Origin of the sequence: Xanthomonas bonasiae (genome assembly GCF_017163705.1) — a bacterium.
Taxonomy (GTDB): Bacteria; Pseudomonadota; Gammaproteobacteria; order Xanthomonadales; family Xanthomonadaceae; genus Xanthomonas_A; species Xanthomonas_A bonasiae.
Map to the genome: position 1 here is coordinate 57,632 of NZ_JAFIWB010000001.1, position 15,188 is coordinate 72,819.

Annotated in this window: 12 protein-coding genes and 1 tRNA gene; 2 read left to right on the forward strand and 11 right to left on the reverse strand. The window is 58.5% G+C overall.

What is annotated here, in order from left to right; genetic code table 11:
* Window positions 1-212 precede the first annotated feature (212 nt).
* On the reverse strand, window positions 213-527 hold the full coding sequence (locus tag JR064_RS00215) for a hypothetical protein (RefSeq protein ID WP_179563651.1): 315 nt from the start codon (window positions 525-527) through the stop codon (window positions 213-215).
* Window positions 528-627: 100 nt separating this feature from the next.
* Complete coding sequence (locus JR064_RS00220; protein WP_179563650.1) at window positions 628-951, reverse strand: hypothetical protein; 324 nt, start codon at window positions 949-951, stop codon at window positions 628-630.
* Window positions 952-1,104: 153 nt separating this feature from the next.
* On the opposite strand from JR064_RS00220, the gene JR064_RS00225 reads away from it, so the two are divergent.
* Window positions 1,105-1,857, forward strand: coding sequence for an AAA family ATPase (locus tag JR064_RS00225; RefSeq protein WP_206228439.1), 753 nt, complete (start codon window positions 1,105-1,107; stop codon window positions 1,855-1,857).
* Here the strand turns inward: JR064_RS00225 and JR064_RS00230 are convergent.
* From JR064_RS00230 to JR064_RS00240, 3 genes are all read right to left on the reverse strand, one after another.
* Window positions 1,842-2,087, reverse strand: coding sequence for a hypothetical protein (locus JR064_RS00230; RefSeq protein ID WP_179563648.1), 246 nt, complete (start codon window positions 2,085-2,087; stop codon window positions 1,842-1,844). The two genes, JR064_RS00225 and JR064_RS00230, sit on opposite strands and share 16 nt — an antisense overlap.
* Window positions 2,087-6,598 carry an RHS repeat-associated core domain-containing protein gene (locus tag JR064_RS00235; RefSeq protein WP_241092780.1) on the reverse strand — a complete coding sequence of 1,504 codons (4,512 nt, stop codon included), beginning with the start codon at window positions 6,596-6,598 and terminating at the stop codon, window positions 2,087-2,089. The genes JR064_RS00230 and JR064_RS00235 overlap by 1 nt, the downstream gene beginning before the upstream one ends.
* A 281-nt stretch (window positions 6,599-6,879) precedes the next feature.
* Window positions 6,880-7,284 carry an H-NS family nucleoid-associated regulatory protein gene (locus tag JR064_RS00240; RefSeq protein ID WP_206228440.1) on the reverse strand — a complete coding sequence of 135 codons (405 nt, stop codon included), beginning with the start codon at window positions 7,282-7,284 and terminating at the stop codon, window positions 6,880-6,882.
* A gap of 156 nt (window positions 7,285-7,440) precedes the next feature.
* Here JR064_RS00240 and JR064_RS00245 point away from each other — a divergent pair, with 156 nt between their 5' ends.
* Window positions 7,441-8,292: a hypothetical protein gene (locus JR064_RS00245; protein WP_206228441.1), complete on the forward strand. Its 852-nt coding sequence runs from the start codon at window positions 7,441-7,443 to the stop codon at window positions 8,290-8,292.
* A gap of 154 nt (window positions 8,293-8,446) precedes the next feature.
* Here JR064_RS00245 and JR064_RS00250 read toward each other — a convergent pair whose 3' ends face one another.
* The 6 genes from JR064_RS00250 to alaS form a co-directional block, all read right to left on the reverse strand.
* Window positions 8,447-8,689 (reverse strand): hypothetical protein, encoded by a 243-nt coding sequence (locus JR064_RS00250; RefSeq protein ID WP_206228442.1) that lies wholly within the window; start codon window positions 8,687-8,689, stop codon window positions 8,447-8,449.
* Window positions 8,670-10,334, reverse strand: a complete 1,665-nt coding sequence (locus JR064_RS00255) for a patatin-like phospholipase family protein (RefSeq protein WP_206228443.1) — start codon at window positions 10,332-10,334, stop codon at window positions 8,670-8,672. Before JR064_RS00255 ends, JR064_RS00250 begins: the two co-directional genes overlap by 20 nt.
* Window positions 10,335-10,408: 74 nt before the next feature.
* Window positions 10,409-11,878 carry a site-specific integrase gene (locus JR064_RS00260; protein WP_241092781.1) on the reverse strand — a complete coding sequence of 490 codons (1,470 nt, stop codon included), beginning with the start codon at window positions 11,876-11,878 and terminating at the stop codon, window positions 10,409-10,411.
* Window positions 11,879-11,947: 69 nt separating this feature from the next.
* Window positions 11,948-12,040 (reverse strand) — tRNA-Ser (locus tag JR064_RS00265).
* 81 nt (window positions 12,041-12,121) lie between these two features.
* Window positions 12,122-12,334 (reverse strand): carbon storage regulator CsrA, encoded by a 213-nt coding sequence (csrA, locus tag JR064_RS00270; protein WP_145700275.1) that lies wholly within the window; start codon window positions 12,332-12,334, stop codon window positions 12,122-12,124.
* Window positions 12,335-12,469: 135 nt separating this feature from the next.
* Complete coding sequence (gene alaS / locus JR064_RS00275; protein ID WP_179564171.1) at window positions 12,470-15,118, reverse strand: alanine--tRNA ligase; 2,649 nt, start codon at window positions 15,116-15,118, stop codon at window positions 12,470-12,472.
* Window positions 15,119-15,188 lie beyond the last annotated feature (70 nt).

A 15,188-nucleotide genomic window follows, 5' to 3' on the forward strand; every position in this document is an offset into this window, starting at 1 on the left:
AGCAAAGGCCTCGCATGCGAGGCCTTTGGTCGTCGGCGCTTAGGTGGAGGTTCTGGCCCCCGTCCCCCAGCCATGGTGGGTGAAGTGGCCTGACGACGGGAAGAGTTTGGCTCTGGCAGGCACTGAAGGGCAATCAGACACTACCCCGCCGCGATGTCAGAAAAACCCGCATCGCGCCAAACACCTCATGGATTTAAGAAAGTCCGACCGCTTTATTTTTTAGGGACAAATGTCATCTTAAGGCCCTCGTAGGTTTCCCTGTCTTGGCTGTTGCCCTTCTCAGCAGCCAGCTTTCCCCAGTGCAGGGCCTCCGGACCGTTGTTGTGCAAGACGCAATCAAAATAATAGTCTCGCATCCCTCTGATTGCCGAAAGCTCTCCACTCTCGGCCTTTACCCTACTGGAGGCGACATCAAAGGTTCGACAACTTTCTTCTCCTGACACAGGGACTGCATCCGCCTTCTGATCTTCCTTGCCACAGGAAGCCAAGAACACTAAGCATACAAAAACTTCAAGCTTGCGTATCATGGCCTAACACTCCTTTAATCGCTCGGATCGCTTAAATCCATGCAGTGCCAGAAAAACCCAGCACGCCAGCACCACGTCCACCAGTGAATTCGCGAACTGCTCAGCCCTCGAAATATGGCTCACCAGATGGCCAGAAAAATTGATATCCATTTTTTCTTGAAACACCTTCTAACACCACATCCACATCTGCCGCCTGCTTCAGCGCATGAACCCCATCTACGCCGTGAATCTCTATATCCGGCTCAGCGAGCCCCAAAAGCTCGATGACGCAGATGGCACCCTCGTCAACTCGAAATTTCGTATTTTCCGGACTAATGAGCACTGGAGCAAAAATCCTGACTTTAAACTCTCTCAAAGCCGCACCATCGGTGCCAGAAAAAAGAAGGGCTCTTTCTGCTGCCAATTCACCACGATTATTTGCCATCACTTTTACCACTACCCTCACAGTAGATAGCTATCCAGGCGGAACTTGCAAACGCATCAACATGCTGTCGCGCAGCTCCATACTGGCTTTTGCGTATATTATAAATAACTGCTACGTTATGCACATTCCGCTTCCATCACACAAATTCTAGCCATGAAGTCTTTAGAAGCCAATCACTATTTGCTAGGAATCGAGCTAAAACGCTCCCAAGTCAAGAGCTTCGATGAATACCCTTTTTCGCTACCATTCCTTAAGGATTTAAAAAAACTTGAACTCCATCCGAAAGTTACTTTCCTTGTTGGTGAAAATGGAAGTGGGAAGTCAACGATTTTGGAAGCAATAGCCGTTGCTTGGGGATTTAACCCAGAGGGCGGGACAAAGAACTTTAAGTTTCAAACCAAAGAGTCCCATTCAGCGCTACACGAATATCTACGCCTTCATAGGGGCATCCGAAAAGCCAAAGATGGTTATTTTTTTCGTGCAGAAAGCTTTTTTAACGTAGCCACCGAGATAGAACGATTAGACGATGGCCCAGGCGGCCCGCCCATTATCAGCTCCTATGGTGGAATGTCTCTCCATGGCCAGTCCCATGGAGAATCATTTCTTGCATTGCTTATGAATCGCTTCAACGGCAATGGCCTGTATTTACTGGATGAGCCAGAAGCAGCCCTGTCCCCGCAGAGACAGCTGGCTGCAATCAGCCGCTTACATCAACTCTTAAAAATCAAATCGCAATTCATTATTGCAACACACTCACCCATCTTACTGGCATATCCTGATTCATGGATCTATCAAATAGATGCCAGCGGCATTAAATTGACTGAATATAAAGATACCGAACATTACTTGACTACAAAAAAATTCATAACCAACCCAGAAAATTATTTAAATCAACTCCTTGAATAGTCTTCTGGCAGGAAAAACCCGTCGGGCTTAATCGAAGGATGCTCCCTGTAAAGGGGGTTCAACAAATTTAATAGTAGCTCTCCAGAAATTCGCCCTATAACCTGACGAATTCTTTTTGCCTCTTCCTCGGAAGCAGCATCCATTGCCAAAGCAATTGCCTCATCCAAAGAAGCATTTGCGTTCAAAATTTTATTGCAAATCTTCTCTGCGGTATCTTGATCAGAAATCATCACCACCCCTCGCAGCCGTGGTCAGCCATACATTTATTTACACATCTAAAAAACTTAAAACCATCATCTCGCGATGGCAAAGCCGTATCAGAGCAAGTATCCAAACATTGCTCTTTAACAGCCCTACAATAATCCTCTCCTTTATCGCACTCTCCGTTTAGTCTTTTGCTAACCGCCCCCTCCACCTGACTAACCATGCCAAGTGGCGACATATTATACAGAGCTGAAAGCAGTCTTTCATCAAATGGTATCTCTACACCAGAAGGCTTGTTCTCAGTAATATTTCCAAACATACGCTCAAGAGGAATGTCCCCATCTATCCGAGCAGATGAATTCGGATTATAGGCACCCCTGACAGCATTAGCTGCTCCAGAATTAACAACGACAGAAGACTGTAAGCCGAGTGGGTCAATCAACATCACTGCTTGGCTATTTGCATAGGCGTATGTATTGATCCCTCCCGTCAATCCGTTCGGATCACTCTGCCCATACCGACCGCTGCTCGTGTCGTAGTCCCGGAAATAGTTCTGGTTGAGCCCTGTCGCGCTGTCGTAGCGCTGACCCGGGAAGCGCATCCCGAACACGAACGCCGTGCCATCGCGATCCGCATCTTGGTCCGGCGGCGTGTTGCCGAAGGACTCACCCTTGAGGTCCCACTTCCAGATCGCCACGTCGCGCACCGGGTCAATCACCGTGCGCGGCGTGCCGAGGTGGTCCGGCTGCACGTAGTTCAAGGCGGTGCCGGCCAACACGCCCACCGGCAGGTCGTCCAGCCAGATCGCCTGCTGTATCGACTTGCCGTTGCCGTCGTAGTCGCCGAGCCAGTGACCGGCTTCGTCGTAGACCGTGTAAGTGTTGGTCGTGCCGAGGAAGCGGCGCACCTGCTCACCGCGGTCGTTGTAGCGATACTCCATCGCCAGCGTGCCGCTGCGCGTGGCCTGGCTCAGGCGCCCGGTCGCGTCGTAGGCGAACGTGCGTGTCGTGCCGTCTATGGCGGTCGTGTTGCCCGCCGCGTCGTAGCTGCGCGCGGCGCCGGCCACGCTCGCCAGGCGGTGGCTGTCGGTCGGATAGCTGTAGTTCTGGGTGCTGCCGTTGACCTGGGCGCTGAGCCGATTGCCGGTGGCATCGTAGCTGTAGCCGTCGATCACCGTGCCGGTCGGGCCATCCTTGAAGGCAGTCAGCCGGTCAAGGTTGTCGTAGCCGAGGCTGACCACGGGTGCGGTATTGCCAGGCGCGGTCAGCGCGGTGAGGTTGCCGACCGGGTCAAAGCCGAAGCCGACGTTGAGGCCGTCGCTGCGGCTGTCCTGGATCGCCAGCGGGCGGTAGTCCTGGTCCAGCACTCGCTGCAGCGGCCGGCCGTTGCCGTAGGACCAGCCGGCGCTGGGGCCGAACGGGTAATAGGTGGCGCCGCCGAGTAGCTTCTGCCTGGTGCCGCCTGCGACCGTGACGCCCACTTCCGTCGCCTGCCCCAGCGCGTTGCGCACGTAGTCCACTACCGCGCCGTCCGGATACGTCACCCGGCTCAGGCGGCCGCCCTTGGTGTAGGCGTAGCGCAGCGCGAACGCCTTGCCGTTGGTGGTCTGCACCTTGCGCACGACGCGTCCGAACCGGTCATAGCAATACTGGGTCGTGCCACTGCCGTCCTGCAGCTTGCTCAAGCGCCCCAGCGCAAATGTTTCCCCGGCCGCGCACACGTTCTGGCTGGCATCGTAGGTGTAGGTCGCGATCAGCGCCTTGTCGGCGTAGGTCGCCTTGGCCAGGCGGCCGAGCACGTCGAAGACGTAGTTGGTCTTGGTGCCGCGCGCGTCGGTCTGGGTCGCGAGGTTACCGGCGCTGTTGTAGGTGTAGCTGGTCACGCCGGTGTCGGGGCTGGTCAGTTTCAGCACGTCGCCAAACCCGTTGTATTGGTAGCTCGTTGCCAGGCCCTTGGGGTCCGTAACCTTGGTGGTGCGGTCCAGCGCGTCGTAGTCGAACTGGGTCTTCGCAGCGATGCCGCCGACATCCTGCTGGGTCTGCTTGACCCGGTCCAGCGGGTCGTAGTCGGTCTGCGTCTTCCGCTTGAGTGCGTCGGTGACCAACTGCACGTTGCCGTTGAGGTCGTAGCTGAAGTCGGTGGGATCGGCCTCGGCGGTGGCCTGGGTCGCCAGCTGGCCGAGCTTGTTGTAGATCCGCGACAGCGTGTGCTTGAGCGTGCCGGACGCGTCCTTGGTGTCTTCCTTGAACCGGTTGCCGGACGGGTCCAGCGAGTAGTGGATCGTGTTGCCGGCACCATCGGTCACGTCGGTCAGGCGATGCGCGGCGTCGTAGCCGTAGACGACGAACGTGCCGTCCGGATCGGTGACCTTGCTAACGTTGCCAACCTCATCGTAGGCGACGAGCGTGGTCTGATCCTGGTCCGACGGCGTGCCGTCGGCATTCGCGCGCAGCGTGCTGGATGCAGCCCAACCGCGCGGAGTGTAGGTGAGATCGCGGATCAGACCATTGGCGTCCTGGGTGCGCGTCGGACGGCCGTTGCGGTCGTAGGCCACATAGGTGGTGGCTCGGCCCAGCGCATCGACCACCTGATACAGGTCCCCGGCGCGATGACAGGCGCCGCCGACGTTGCTGCAGCCGGATTCGTCGGCAGTGAGGTAGTAACGGTAGGTGGTGGTGTCAGCCACGTCGGTGCGCGGGCCGTCCTGGCTCAGCACCACGCCGATCTGCGGGCACTGGGTGCCGTCGACCGTATCGCAGTAAATCGTCCGCCATTGGCGCACGCCGGCAGGCGCGTTGGCCGCGCTGCCGCAGCTGTAGCTCATGGCGGCGGAGACAGACGGATCGACCTCGCAACGCGCCGTCTGCTGACCACGTGCGTTGTAGGTCCACGCTGTCTTGGCGGCCGTGGCGCCGGCGGCGTCGAGCACGATGCGGGTCAGCGGCACGCGCAGGCTGGCGTTCCAGGTGGTGTTGGTCGTGCGCTGCTGTGCCGTGCCCGAAGCATCGATCTGCTGGGTGAGCAGGCCACCGGCTGCATAGGTGGTCTTGGTGATGTTGCCCTTGAAGTCGGTTGTCGAGGCCGGATAGCCATTGGCATCGTAGGTCAGCGACTTCCACGGCTGGTTGCACTGGTTACCACACGCCAAATTGGCGCCGGATGGCTTCAACGCCCCATAGCCGGTGTCTGCATAACTCAGGAAAACCTTGGTCCCCAGCGGGGAAGTGACCGTTGCAGGAAGCCCGCCGTTTGACATGGCGATTTCATAGTCAACCTTCGTTGTATCAACGCCGCCAGCGAAGCTGGAAGAGATTGCCTTGCCATTGGTGGCGTAGCCCGTGCTCTCGAAACGCACGCCCTTCTCGTCGATCACTCCAGTCAGGGCAGTGGGCAGGTTTGCCTTGGAGGTGAGCGTTTGCTCGTTGTAGACGTATTGGCGCGTCTTGCCATCCGGGTATTGCACGGAGGTCAGGTTGCCGATGGTGTCGTAGCCGTAGGTCAGCGTGCCGCCATCCGGCAAAGTTACAGTGCTCAGGCGGCTATTGCTGTCATAAGCGAAGCTCAGCGAGCGGCCACCCGCGTCGGTCACCCGCTGTAGTCGGTTGGGTGGGGTCTTGGTGCCGGGCACTGTCGGCGGATCGCTGTAGTCCAGGGTCAGCACGGTTTGGCCCATGCGGTCGAAGACCGAGCGCAGCAGGCCAGCGGTGTCGTAGATCTCCGTCTGCTGCGTGGCCCGCACATCCAACGCAAAGCCCAGCAACAGGCCGGCGCCATCCCGGCGCTCGGTCAGGATGTCGGGCATGTCCGGATCCGTCGTCCATACCCCGTTGCTCAAGCGGAACCGTTCCACACCGCCATCGGGGCGTCGGGCCTCGACTTGGTTGCCGCCATTGGCGACGCTGGACAGCATCACATCCAGCGTGCGCTCGAAAGAGTGGCGCCACTGCTTGCCCAGCGTGACCGACGTGACGGAGGTCTTGCTGTTGTAGAAACGGCGCAGGGTCAGCCAGGTCGGCGAATCGTAGTCGGTATCCTGGCGGAACATGTTGCCGGTGGCGGTGTTGATCGGGTCGCCCTCAAACGCGCTGCCGCGATGCACACCACCCTGTTTCAGCGCCGCGTCGCCGCTGCTGCCATGTGGGCCGGTGTTGTCGCCCATTTGGCCCAAGCCGCCTGTGCACATGGTGTTGCAGCTGCCCGCGTTCTTTGTCGGATAGCCCACGTAACCGTCGCTCGCATAGACGTAACCCCAAAGATTTCCGTCCCGGTAGACGGCTGCAGGTGCAGCTTCATCGTTGGTATAGGACGTCGTCATTACCGGAGTTTTTTGACAACCCTGCGTCGTCGCGCACAAGTCGTAGGCGGCATCAATGAGGTATTGGACCGCCTCAGACACGGACTGAAACGACTTCGAACCCGCCGAATAGGGGGGGCCGTAGTAGGTCTTTGCTGTTGCCAGGTTTAGTGCCGATCCGGCAAGGAACAACAGGCAAGCAACACCGATACGGCAGGAGAGACGAACGAAGGGGTTCGACATAGCGTCATCCTTGAGCTTGGATAGAGTTGTAGGCGGGCAACCGTGGTGCGCGGGCATTGCCCGGCACCAACAAATCGTATCGCTCCTTTGTTGCAAATTCTGAGACGCCCAAAACTTTTTTGCTAGGCGGACCGGCTCAGCCCAGCTAGCCGCCCGGCAACTCCGTAGCGCCCCGCCTCAATCCCTGGCCTCTAGCAACGCCCGCCGCTCTGGCAAGCCCACAGATGCCCTGTGAGCTTGCGCTCTACGGAGAGCTGGCTTTCTGCAAACGGAACCAGCGCTCAGCCCGGATACTTCGGGAACTTCTCGTCCGGGTGGCTGGCCTTCCACTGCTTGTAGGCAGCGGTGCCCTCCCAAGCCGTAAAGGCGCGCGGGGGACGGCCCCGGCCGCTCCAGGTCTCATGGGTATGTGGCAGCCAATACTTGGGGGCGACTTCCTTCTTGGCCTGGGCCGGAGCGGCCTTGCGGCCACGGCCCGGGCTGCTGGCGCCAATGGCCACCGCCAGCTCGGCCTTCTGCTTGGGGGTGAAGTCGTCGCTGTATTGGGACAGCAGGCCTGTGATTTCCGCGATGGCGGCGGCGGCCTGTTCTTGGCGGAGAGCCGCTTCCTGCTCTTCAAGCTTGCGGAGCTCTTCTTCGAGCTTGGCCTTGGCGGAGGTGATCGATTCCAACGTCTTCTTACTCATTCAGCAGATCGCCTGTTAGGAACATGGATTTTATCCCGGAAGCGAAGAGTCTAAGTGAATTGACCGTCCTTCAGCCACGGGCATGCACAATTTGGCTAGAATAAAACGGCTTTGGAGCCACACTACCTATCATCTTCTCACATCTAAAGGAGCGCTATGGAAACGGCAGAAGGGCTGGGTGTTGCGCCAGCTAAGGCCTCGATCACTGAGAAGATGAAAATTTGGTGGCTAAATCACCCCTGGGTAGTTCGTCTCTACCTAGGTGGCGCCATGTGCATGCTTTCTCACCTTATTCTTTTCCTTCGATCACCAAATTCTTTTCCTTCAAACGTAGCCTTATACGCCGGCAGCGCACTACTGGTGATCGCTTTTCTAGGGGATGCTTATGAATGGCTAACACCAAAAATAGGAACTATTTTTATAAAAGTTTCAGCTTCGGCGGTTGGAGCTATCGTTCTCGCCGTGGCGTCGGGAGTAGGCAGAACCATGGTCAATGGAGCAACCCACCAACAGCCTTCTCTTTTCCCGGTCTCAACCGCATTACTTACCCTAATCTCTGTTGTTCCTGTGACAGCGACGCTACTGGCCACCATCGGTGCAATCCCTGCTATATTTTTCTTTTTCTGGGCAATATTTAAATACGCCAAACGCAAAGTTCAACTAGACACCATAATCTCCACGGCCAGAGGACTTGGCGGCATTATAGCTGTATTTGGCGCATTAACTTTTTCGAGCAATTCATCAGCTATCTATCCAGCAATGCAGAAAGTTGCGGCCTATAGCGCTTTCTTCTTCGACCTACAGAAGTATGACTCATGTGCCCCACTCGAAGATGACAGGGTTTCCCGCATCAATGACAGCTTAGTGGTTATCGGCCGAATTACCGAAACTGGACCACAGTTCGTTCGTAGAACATGTCTCCTCCAAGCAGAGACAACAGTATTGGCACCTCCGCGCGCATCCATAGAAACCCAAAAGCCCGCTAGCAAAAGGGCGAGTCTAGAGTGATTTTTACTCACGACGACAGACAGATGTCTGGCCGAGACTCAAGGACTGAGAGTCCTTCCATTGCTAGGCATGCGGCTTTCCATGCTTAGCACTACCGCCCCCCACTCTTCAGACAAGCTTAGCGGCGGCAAAAGCCACCACGTTGCACTATCCATCAAATGGAAGGCTTTGCGCGCTTGAGCCTCAATATACCAGCCGAAAGCTCTTGGGACGCCCCTCCGAGAACCGCCTTGCGAATCGCGCGCGTAGCAACCGCCAATCTCTTTTCGGATGCGCTGGCAGGCTTGATCTTCACGGTGAAACGAGCAGGCCTCTGTGAAATGGTTCGAGTTGTCTGATTGCCATCTTCATCAATGATGGTCACATCAAAAATATCGCTAGCCATCTTCGTTTCCATTTGAAGCCTCCGGAAAAACAATTGAGCCTACTGCAACTTCAAAATCGATTGAATTAACTGCATCAGCCAATGTCTTCATCAAGGAATCGAAGGCCGCAACTGACCCGCATTCATATATAGCACAAACATCATCCGACGTCAAGTCAGGTGACTCAATAAGAATCAGAGGCGGCTTTGTAATTTCCGTCTTCGACTTCAATGAGAGGGCCACGAGCCAAAGACTATTACTTAGTCTCAAAGCATTCGGCGCACGCACCCGGCTATAGTCAACAAGGCTGCCCACGTCATCTCCTACCGTTCGGATAAGAGGATCATAAAACTGGTAACCACTACGAAACCAAGTAACTCTTTTTTCTTCACTTCCGAGGCACGCAATAGCTAGCTTAAAACTAAAATCTTTATTTCTACCACACCCCTCCATCTCACGTTTAAAACTCTCCACAAGAGACTCACCGAGCCGATCTAACACACCTTCCACATGCCATTGGTCAAGGCGAGAAATAATAGTCTCACTAGCCATAACAGCTGTAGAATCAATCTCGTCCTTAAACTTTGTCCGGGGAGCGCCAAAATCAAGCATTCCAATCGAAGTTTTTAAGGGGACCACCATAAGGTTGGATATCCCTCGAGCATGAATCTCGGGAGGACCCGCTACCACAGCATCCAAAATCGAACCAAGCCAATGATTTTTTCCAGCCTTCGCGGCAACAATCGAAAAGCCAATCGTCCAACTTCCCGGATCGTGCAAACGCTCTTCATCAAATACCCAAAGGGGAAGATTAGAAAGAAGGCCTCCATCAACAAATTCACACTCCTCGCTTTCACTAACCTTAACCGCATAGGGCTTAAAGATATATGGCAAGCAAATTGATGCGCAAACAGCATCCGCAATTGAAACATCAGGCGTTGACCGGGCCGAGAACACCTGAATTCCTTTGGTCGTAAGATTGGTTGATACGATTTTGAGTGGCAATCCGCCTGCCGCCTCAAGATCCTTAAATTTCACCCTTTTTATATTGGACCCCCTAAAAACCTTACTTGACAACAGAGCTCTATCCATTGCTTTGCGAACCTCTGTTAGGGGCGCCAAGCCTGGGCGAAGGAAATAAGCACCAGCAGCCGCAACAATCGCACTAATCCCAACCACATAGGATGCGATTAATTGTGCCATCTCACGCATATCGCCGCCAAAGTCTGGAAAAATAAATGACCCAGCCAATAGCAATAAAATCAATGACCAAATAAATAGAAAAAATCTGACATATTTCAACAAGACCCCTGACAGAATTCTCGCTACACTTAGCTTAATCCAACCGCATCGGGTAAATAGGCTCTTTAAAGATTTTTTATCACCGCCCATCATTGTTGAAAGAAAGTCATTTGCACGGTCCGACCCAAATAGATCGTCAGCCTCATAGCCACATGCCACAAGTGCAGCCATAATAGAACCAGCAGAGGTCCCTGCCACCCCAACAATTTCCGCCCTAAGCCTTTCACCTGACGAAATCGCAGCGAATATATTGGACTCCAAGGCTCTCAGCGCACCAACGTGGATCGCTCCCTTGGCCCCTCCCCCCTGAAATGCAACATATACTCTCTGCTGACGAACATCATCAACTTCCGGCTCAGACATCTCCTTCTCCATTTAAAATCATCGGATCCAATAAAAATCCTGCCCACTAAAAAATGCGCAGAGAAAAATAGAGCCAAGTCGCTTCATTACCAAGACTTTTGCCGAAGGAATTCCACGCCTACCGTCCAAGTCATTGCAGGGTGACACGCCTCGGCCAACGCCTTGGGAGTGAACTCCGTCTCATACGCATGGGCATGCTCCTGCCGGTCCGACAACTCATGCCCCGTGTATTCCTCCCTCAGCTCCCGGTGAACCCCTGCCGCCTTCAACGCGCCGATGACGGTGTCCCGGAAGCTGTGGTGCCCCACCCTGCCGCCCCCCCTAGCCTTGATGCCCAGCTTGACCAAGTAGCGTGAGAACGCATGCTGGGTCCGGCCTGCCGGGCCGTTCTTGGCATCGAAGCTGAGCTCGGGGAAGAGCTTGGTCTCGCCGGCGGCCTTCAGCCGCACCACACGCTCCCACAGGCCCAGCTTGATGAGGTCCGGATGCACCGGAGTCTTCCGCTCGCTGGCATCGGTTTTGAGGCTTTTGTCCTCGCCCATCCAGGTGAAGTGGAAGATGGGGATGCCGTCCTCCTCCCGGCAATCCTCCAGCTCCAATCGGGCCACCTCATTGGAGCGGGCGCCGGTGTAGAGCAGGATGAGCGGGAGCCACCGGGCAGCGTCGCCTTTCAGCTGCTTGAAGTTCTCCGGGTCGAAGATGCGCTTGACCTGGTCTGGGGTGAATGCCTGCGATCCATGGCTCTTCGCCCGCTGCTTCTTCAGCTGCTTGGGCACGGAGGCGTGCCCGGAGGCCGGGTTGTCGCCCTGCGGGTAGTGCCCGGCTGTCTGCGCCCACTTGATGAAGTCTGCGCAGGCCGAGAACCGGTTCGTGATGTAGGTGATGACCCGCTTCTGCGCGGTCTCATGCAGGAACCACTCCGAGAAGTTGGTCCGCGTCAGTTCCTTCAGCATCACCGGCTGCTTGCCCTTGCCCTTACGCTGGCTCGCCACGAAGACCTCCAGGTCCTTCAGGGCCCGGGTTTTCTGAACGATGGTCTTGGCGGTGTTCTTGCCCTGGATGCTGACCAGATACTTGTCGCGCGCGGCGGCGAGGGTCAGGCCGGCGGGCCGGGCCTCACTGATGGGCTTGACGACCCTGCGCGGCGGGAACGGTGCGGGCGACGGCACGGGCACCGCGTGCTGCGCCGCCAGCTTCTGGAACAACGACAAGTCGTTCTGGTCGTTGATCTCCACCTGCCCGAACGAGGCCCCGCCCGGCAGCTTCACATCCTTGAGGATCAGCTCGAGGGACGACGTGCCCTCCAGGCTCCTCAAGAGCTCATCCAGCTCCGATCCCATGCTGCCGTTCCTGATGGCTGCGAAGGCTCGAGCATAGCGCTGCTGCATCAGCAACGCGTAGCCAAGCGCCGCGCGATCGCACGTCGTGCCAGTGCTGCGCTTGACGACTTTGCGGCCGAAGCGCGCCTGCAGATCCGCAGGAATGCGCAAACGAACGTAGTAGCGGCCGGTCTCGCCGCGGGTGAGGTAGTGCGCTACTCGCATGGAAGTGTCCAAGCGAGTGTCCAAGGTCGGGAAAAAGAAAAACGCCCGCAAATCGTTGATTTGCGGGCGTTTCCTTGACACTGGCGGAGTGAGAGGGATTCGAACCCTCGATAGAGCTTTTGACCCTATACTCCCTTAGCAGGGGAGCCCCTTCAGCCGCTCGGGCATCACTCCGGATTTAGACGCTGCGGATATTCCGCGACCGGGCGCGAAGGATAACGGTTTGTAGGGTCTCAGGTAAACCCTTTCGACGCATCAATCGGAAGATTGATCGCCATGGCCGCCGCCATGCGAAGTCGGCTCGTCGCCGCGCTGGATGCGCTGATAGATTTCTTCGCGGTGCACGGCGACATCCTTCGGTGCGGTGATACCGATGCGCACTTGATTGCCCTTGACCCCAAGCACCGTCACGGTGACCGAATCGCCGATCATCAAGGTTTCGCCTACCCGGCGAGTCAGGATCAACATTTTTAAAATTCTCCAGGGAACCGGTGATTCCCACCGGTACGGCGTCCCGAGCCGGGACGCCCCATCACGAAAGGGAAAAGAAGATCGATGTTAAGGGAAGCCGCGCCCTGCCAGCAAGGCGGCGCGAGTTCGTGTTCAGGGGAGATGTTGCTTGACCCAGGCGGGTACGCCCTCGAGCGCAAGGGCAAGGGCGGGCCCGTCCTCACCACCACCCTGGGCGAGGTCCGGGCGGCCGCCGCCCTTGCCCGAGATCTGACCGGCGATATGGCTCAGCAGTTCCCCAGCCTTGACCCGGCCCATTGGGCTGCCGTTCACCCCGGCGACCAGGGCCGCCTTGCCCTCGCTGGCGCCGGCCAGCACGATCACGCTGTCGCCCAGTTGCTGCTTCAGGCGGTCCATCGCCTCGCGCAAGGCCTTGGCATCGAAGCCTTCCAGGCGCACCGCGAGCACCTTCACACCGGCCACCTCGACCGCCGTGGCGGCCAGGTCGGCGGTGGCGCCGGACGCCAGCTTGGCCTTCAGCGCCTCCAGCTCGCGCTCCAGGCGCTTGTGCCTGTCGCCCAGCTGGCGAATCTTCTCGACCACGTCGCCGGCGCTGCCGCCGACCAGCTCGGCCGCTTCGTGCAGCTTGGCCTCTTCGGCCGCCACATGGTCCAGGGCGCCCTGCCCGGTCACCGCCTCGATCCGGCGCACGCCGGCCGACACGCCGCCCTCGCTGGTGATCTTGAACAGGCCGATGTCGCCGGTGCGCGCCACGTGCGTGCCGCCGCACAGCTCGGTGGAGTAGTCGCCCATCTTCAGCACACGCACGCGTTCGCCGTATTTCTCGCCGAACAGCGCCATCGCGCCGAAGTCCAGCGCCTCCTGCATGCCCATGTGGTGCACCTCGACCGCGTGGTTGGCACGCACCTGCGCGTTGACCTTGCGCTCGATCACCGCCAGTTCCTCGGCGCTCATCGGCTGGAAGTGCGAGAAATCGAAGCGCAGCCGGTCCGGCGCGACCAGCGACCCCTTCTGCTGCACGTGGGTGCCGAGCACCTCGCGCAACGCGGCGTGCAGCAGGTGCGTGGCCGAATGGTTGAGGATGGTGGCGCCGCGGCGGTCGCTGTCGACCTGCGCCGACAGCGTGGCGCCGACCTGCAGGCGGCCGCTGCGCAGCTGGCCGACATGGCCATGGAACTGGCCGGCGAACTTCTGCGTCTCCTCGACCTGGAACAGCACGCCGTCCGCGCTCAACTGGCCCAGGTCGCCGACCTGGCCGCCGGATTCGGCATAGAACGGGGTGCGATCGAGCAGCACGATCGCCGCATCGCCGGCCTCGACCGACTCGACCGGGCGCCCGTCCTTCAACAGCGCGACCACCTTCAGCGCATCGGCCTGCAGCGCGTCGTAGCCCAGGAACACCGTGGGAACCAGTTGCGCCACCAGGTCCGCCGGCAGCGTGGTACCGCCGCCGAACTTGCCGGCCGCGCGCGCGGTCTCGCGCTGGCGCTCCATCGCGCTTTCGAAGCCGGCCATGTCCACCTCCATGCCGCGCTCGCGGGCGATGTCGGCGGTGAGATCGACCGGGAAGCCATAGGTGTCGTACAGACGGAACGCGTCCGCGCCGGGGATGCTGCCGCTGGCGCGGGCGGCGATCTCGTCGAAGATCTTCATGCCCGAGTCCAGGGTCTCGGCAAAACGCTCCTCTTCGGCCTGCAGCGCCCGCTGCACGGTGGACAGCGCCGCCGGCAGTTCCGGATAGGCCTCGCCCATCAGGTCGGACAGGGTGGCCGCCATTTTGTGGAAGAACGGCTGGCGCACGCCGAGCATCCAGCCATGGCGCAGGGCGCGGCGGATGATCCGGCGCAGCACGTAGCCGCGGCCCTCGTTGGACGGCAGCACGCCATCGACGATCAGGAACGAGCAGGCGCGGATGTGGTCGGCGATCACGCGCAGCGACTTGTTCTCCAGGTCGGCCATGCCGGTCAGCTCGGAGGCGTGGCGGATCAGCGTCTGGAACAGGTCGATCTCGTAGTTGCTGTGCACGTGCTGCAGGATCGCGGCCAGGCGCTCCAGGCCCATGCCGGTATCCACGCACGGCGCCGGCAGCGGCACCAGGGTGCCGTCGGGCTGGCGGTCGAACTGCATGAACACCAGGTTCCAGATCTCGATGAAGCGGTCGCCATCCTCGTCCGGCGAGCCCGGGGGGCCGCCGGCGATATGCGCGCCGTGGTCGTAGAAGATCTCGGTGCACGGGCCGCAGGGGCCGGTGTCGGCCATCTGCCAGAAGTTGTCCGAGGCGTACGGGGCGCCCTTGTTGTCGCCGATGCGCACGATCCGCTCCGGCGGCACCCCGATCATGTCGCGCCACAGCTCGTAGGCCTGCTCGTCGGTGTGGTAGACGGTGACCAGCAGGCGCTCCGCAGGCAGCTTCCAGACCTGGGTCAGCAGTTCCCAGGCCCAGGCGATCGCCTCTTTCTTGAAATAGTCGCCGAACGACCAGTTGCCCAGCATTTCGAAGAAGGTGTGATGGCGCGCGGTATAGCCGACCGAATCCAGGTCGTTGTGCTTGCCGCCAGCGCGCAGGCAGCGCTGCACGTCGGCCGCCCGCACATAGCTGCGCTTCTCGGCGCCGAGGAACACGTCCTTGAACTGCACCATGCCGGAATTGGTGAACAACAGCGTCGGATCGTTGCCCGGCACCAGCGGCGCGGACGGTACGATGGTATGGCCCTTCCCGTTGAAGAACTCGAGGAAGTCGCTGCGGATCTGGGAGGTGGAGAATTTGGCGGGTGCGTTCATGGGCTGGCTATAGACGAGCGGACGGGTTTCCGGGCGTACCCCCTCAAGATAAGGGCGTGCGGAAACCGGA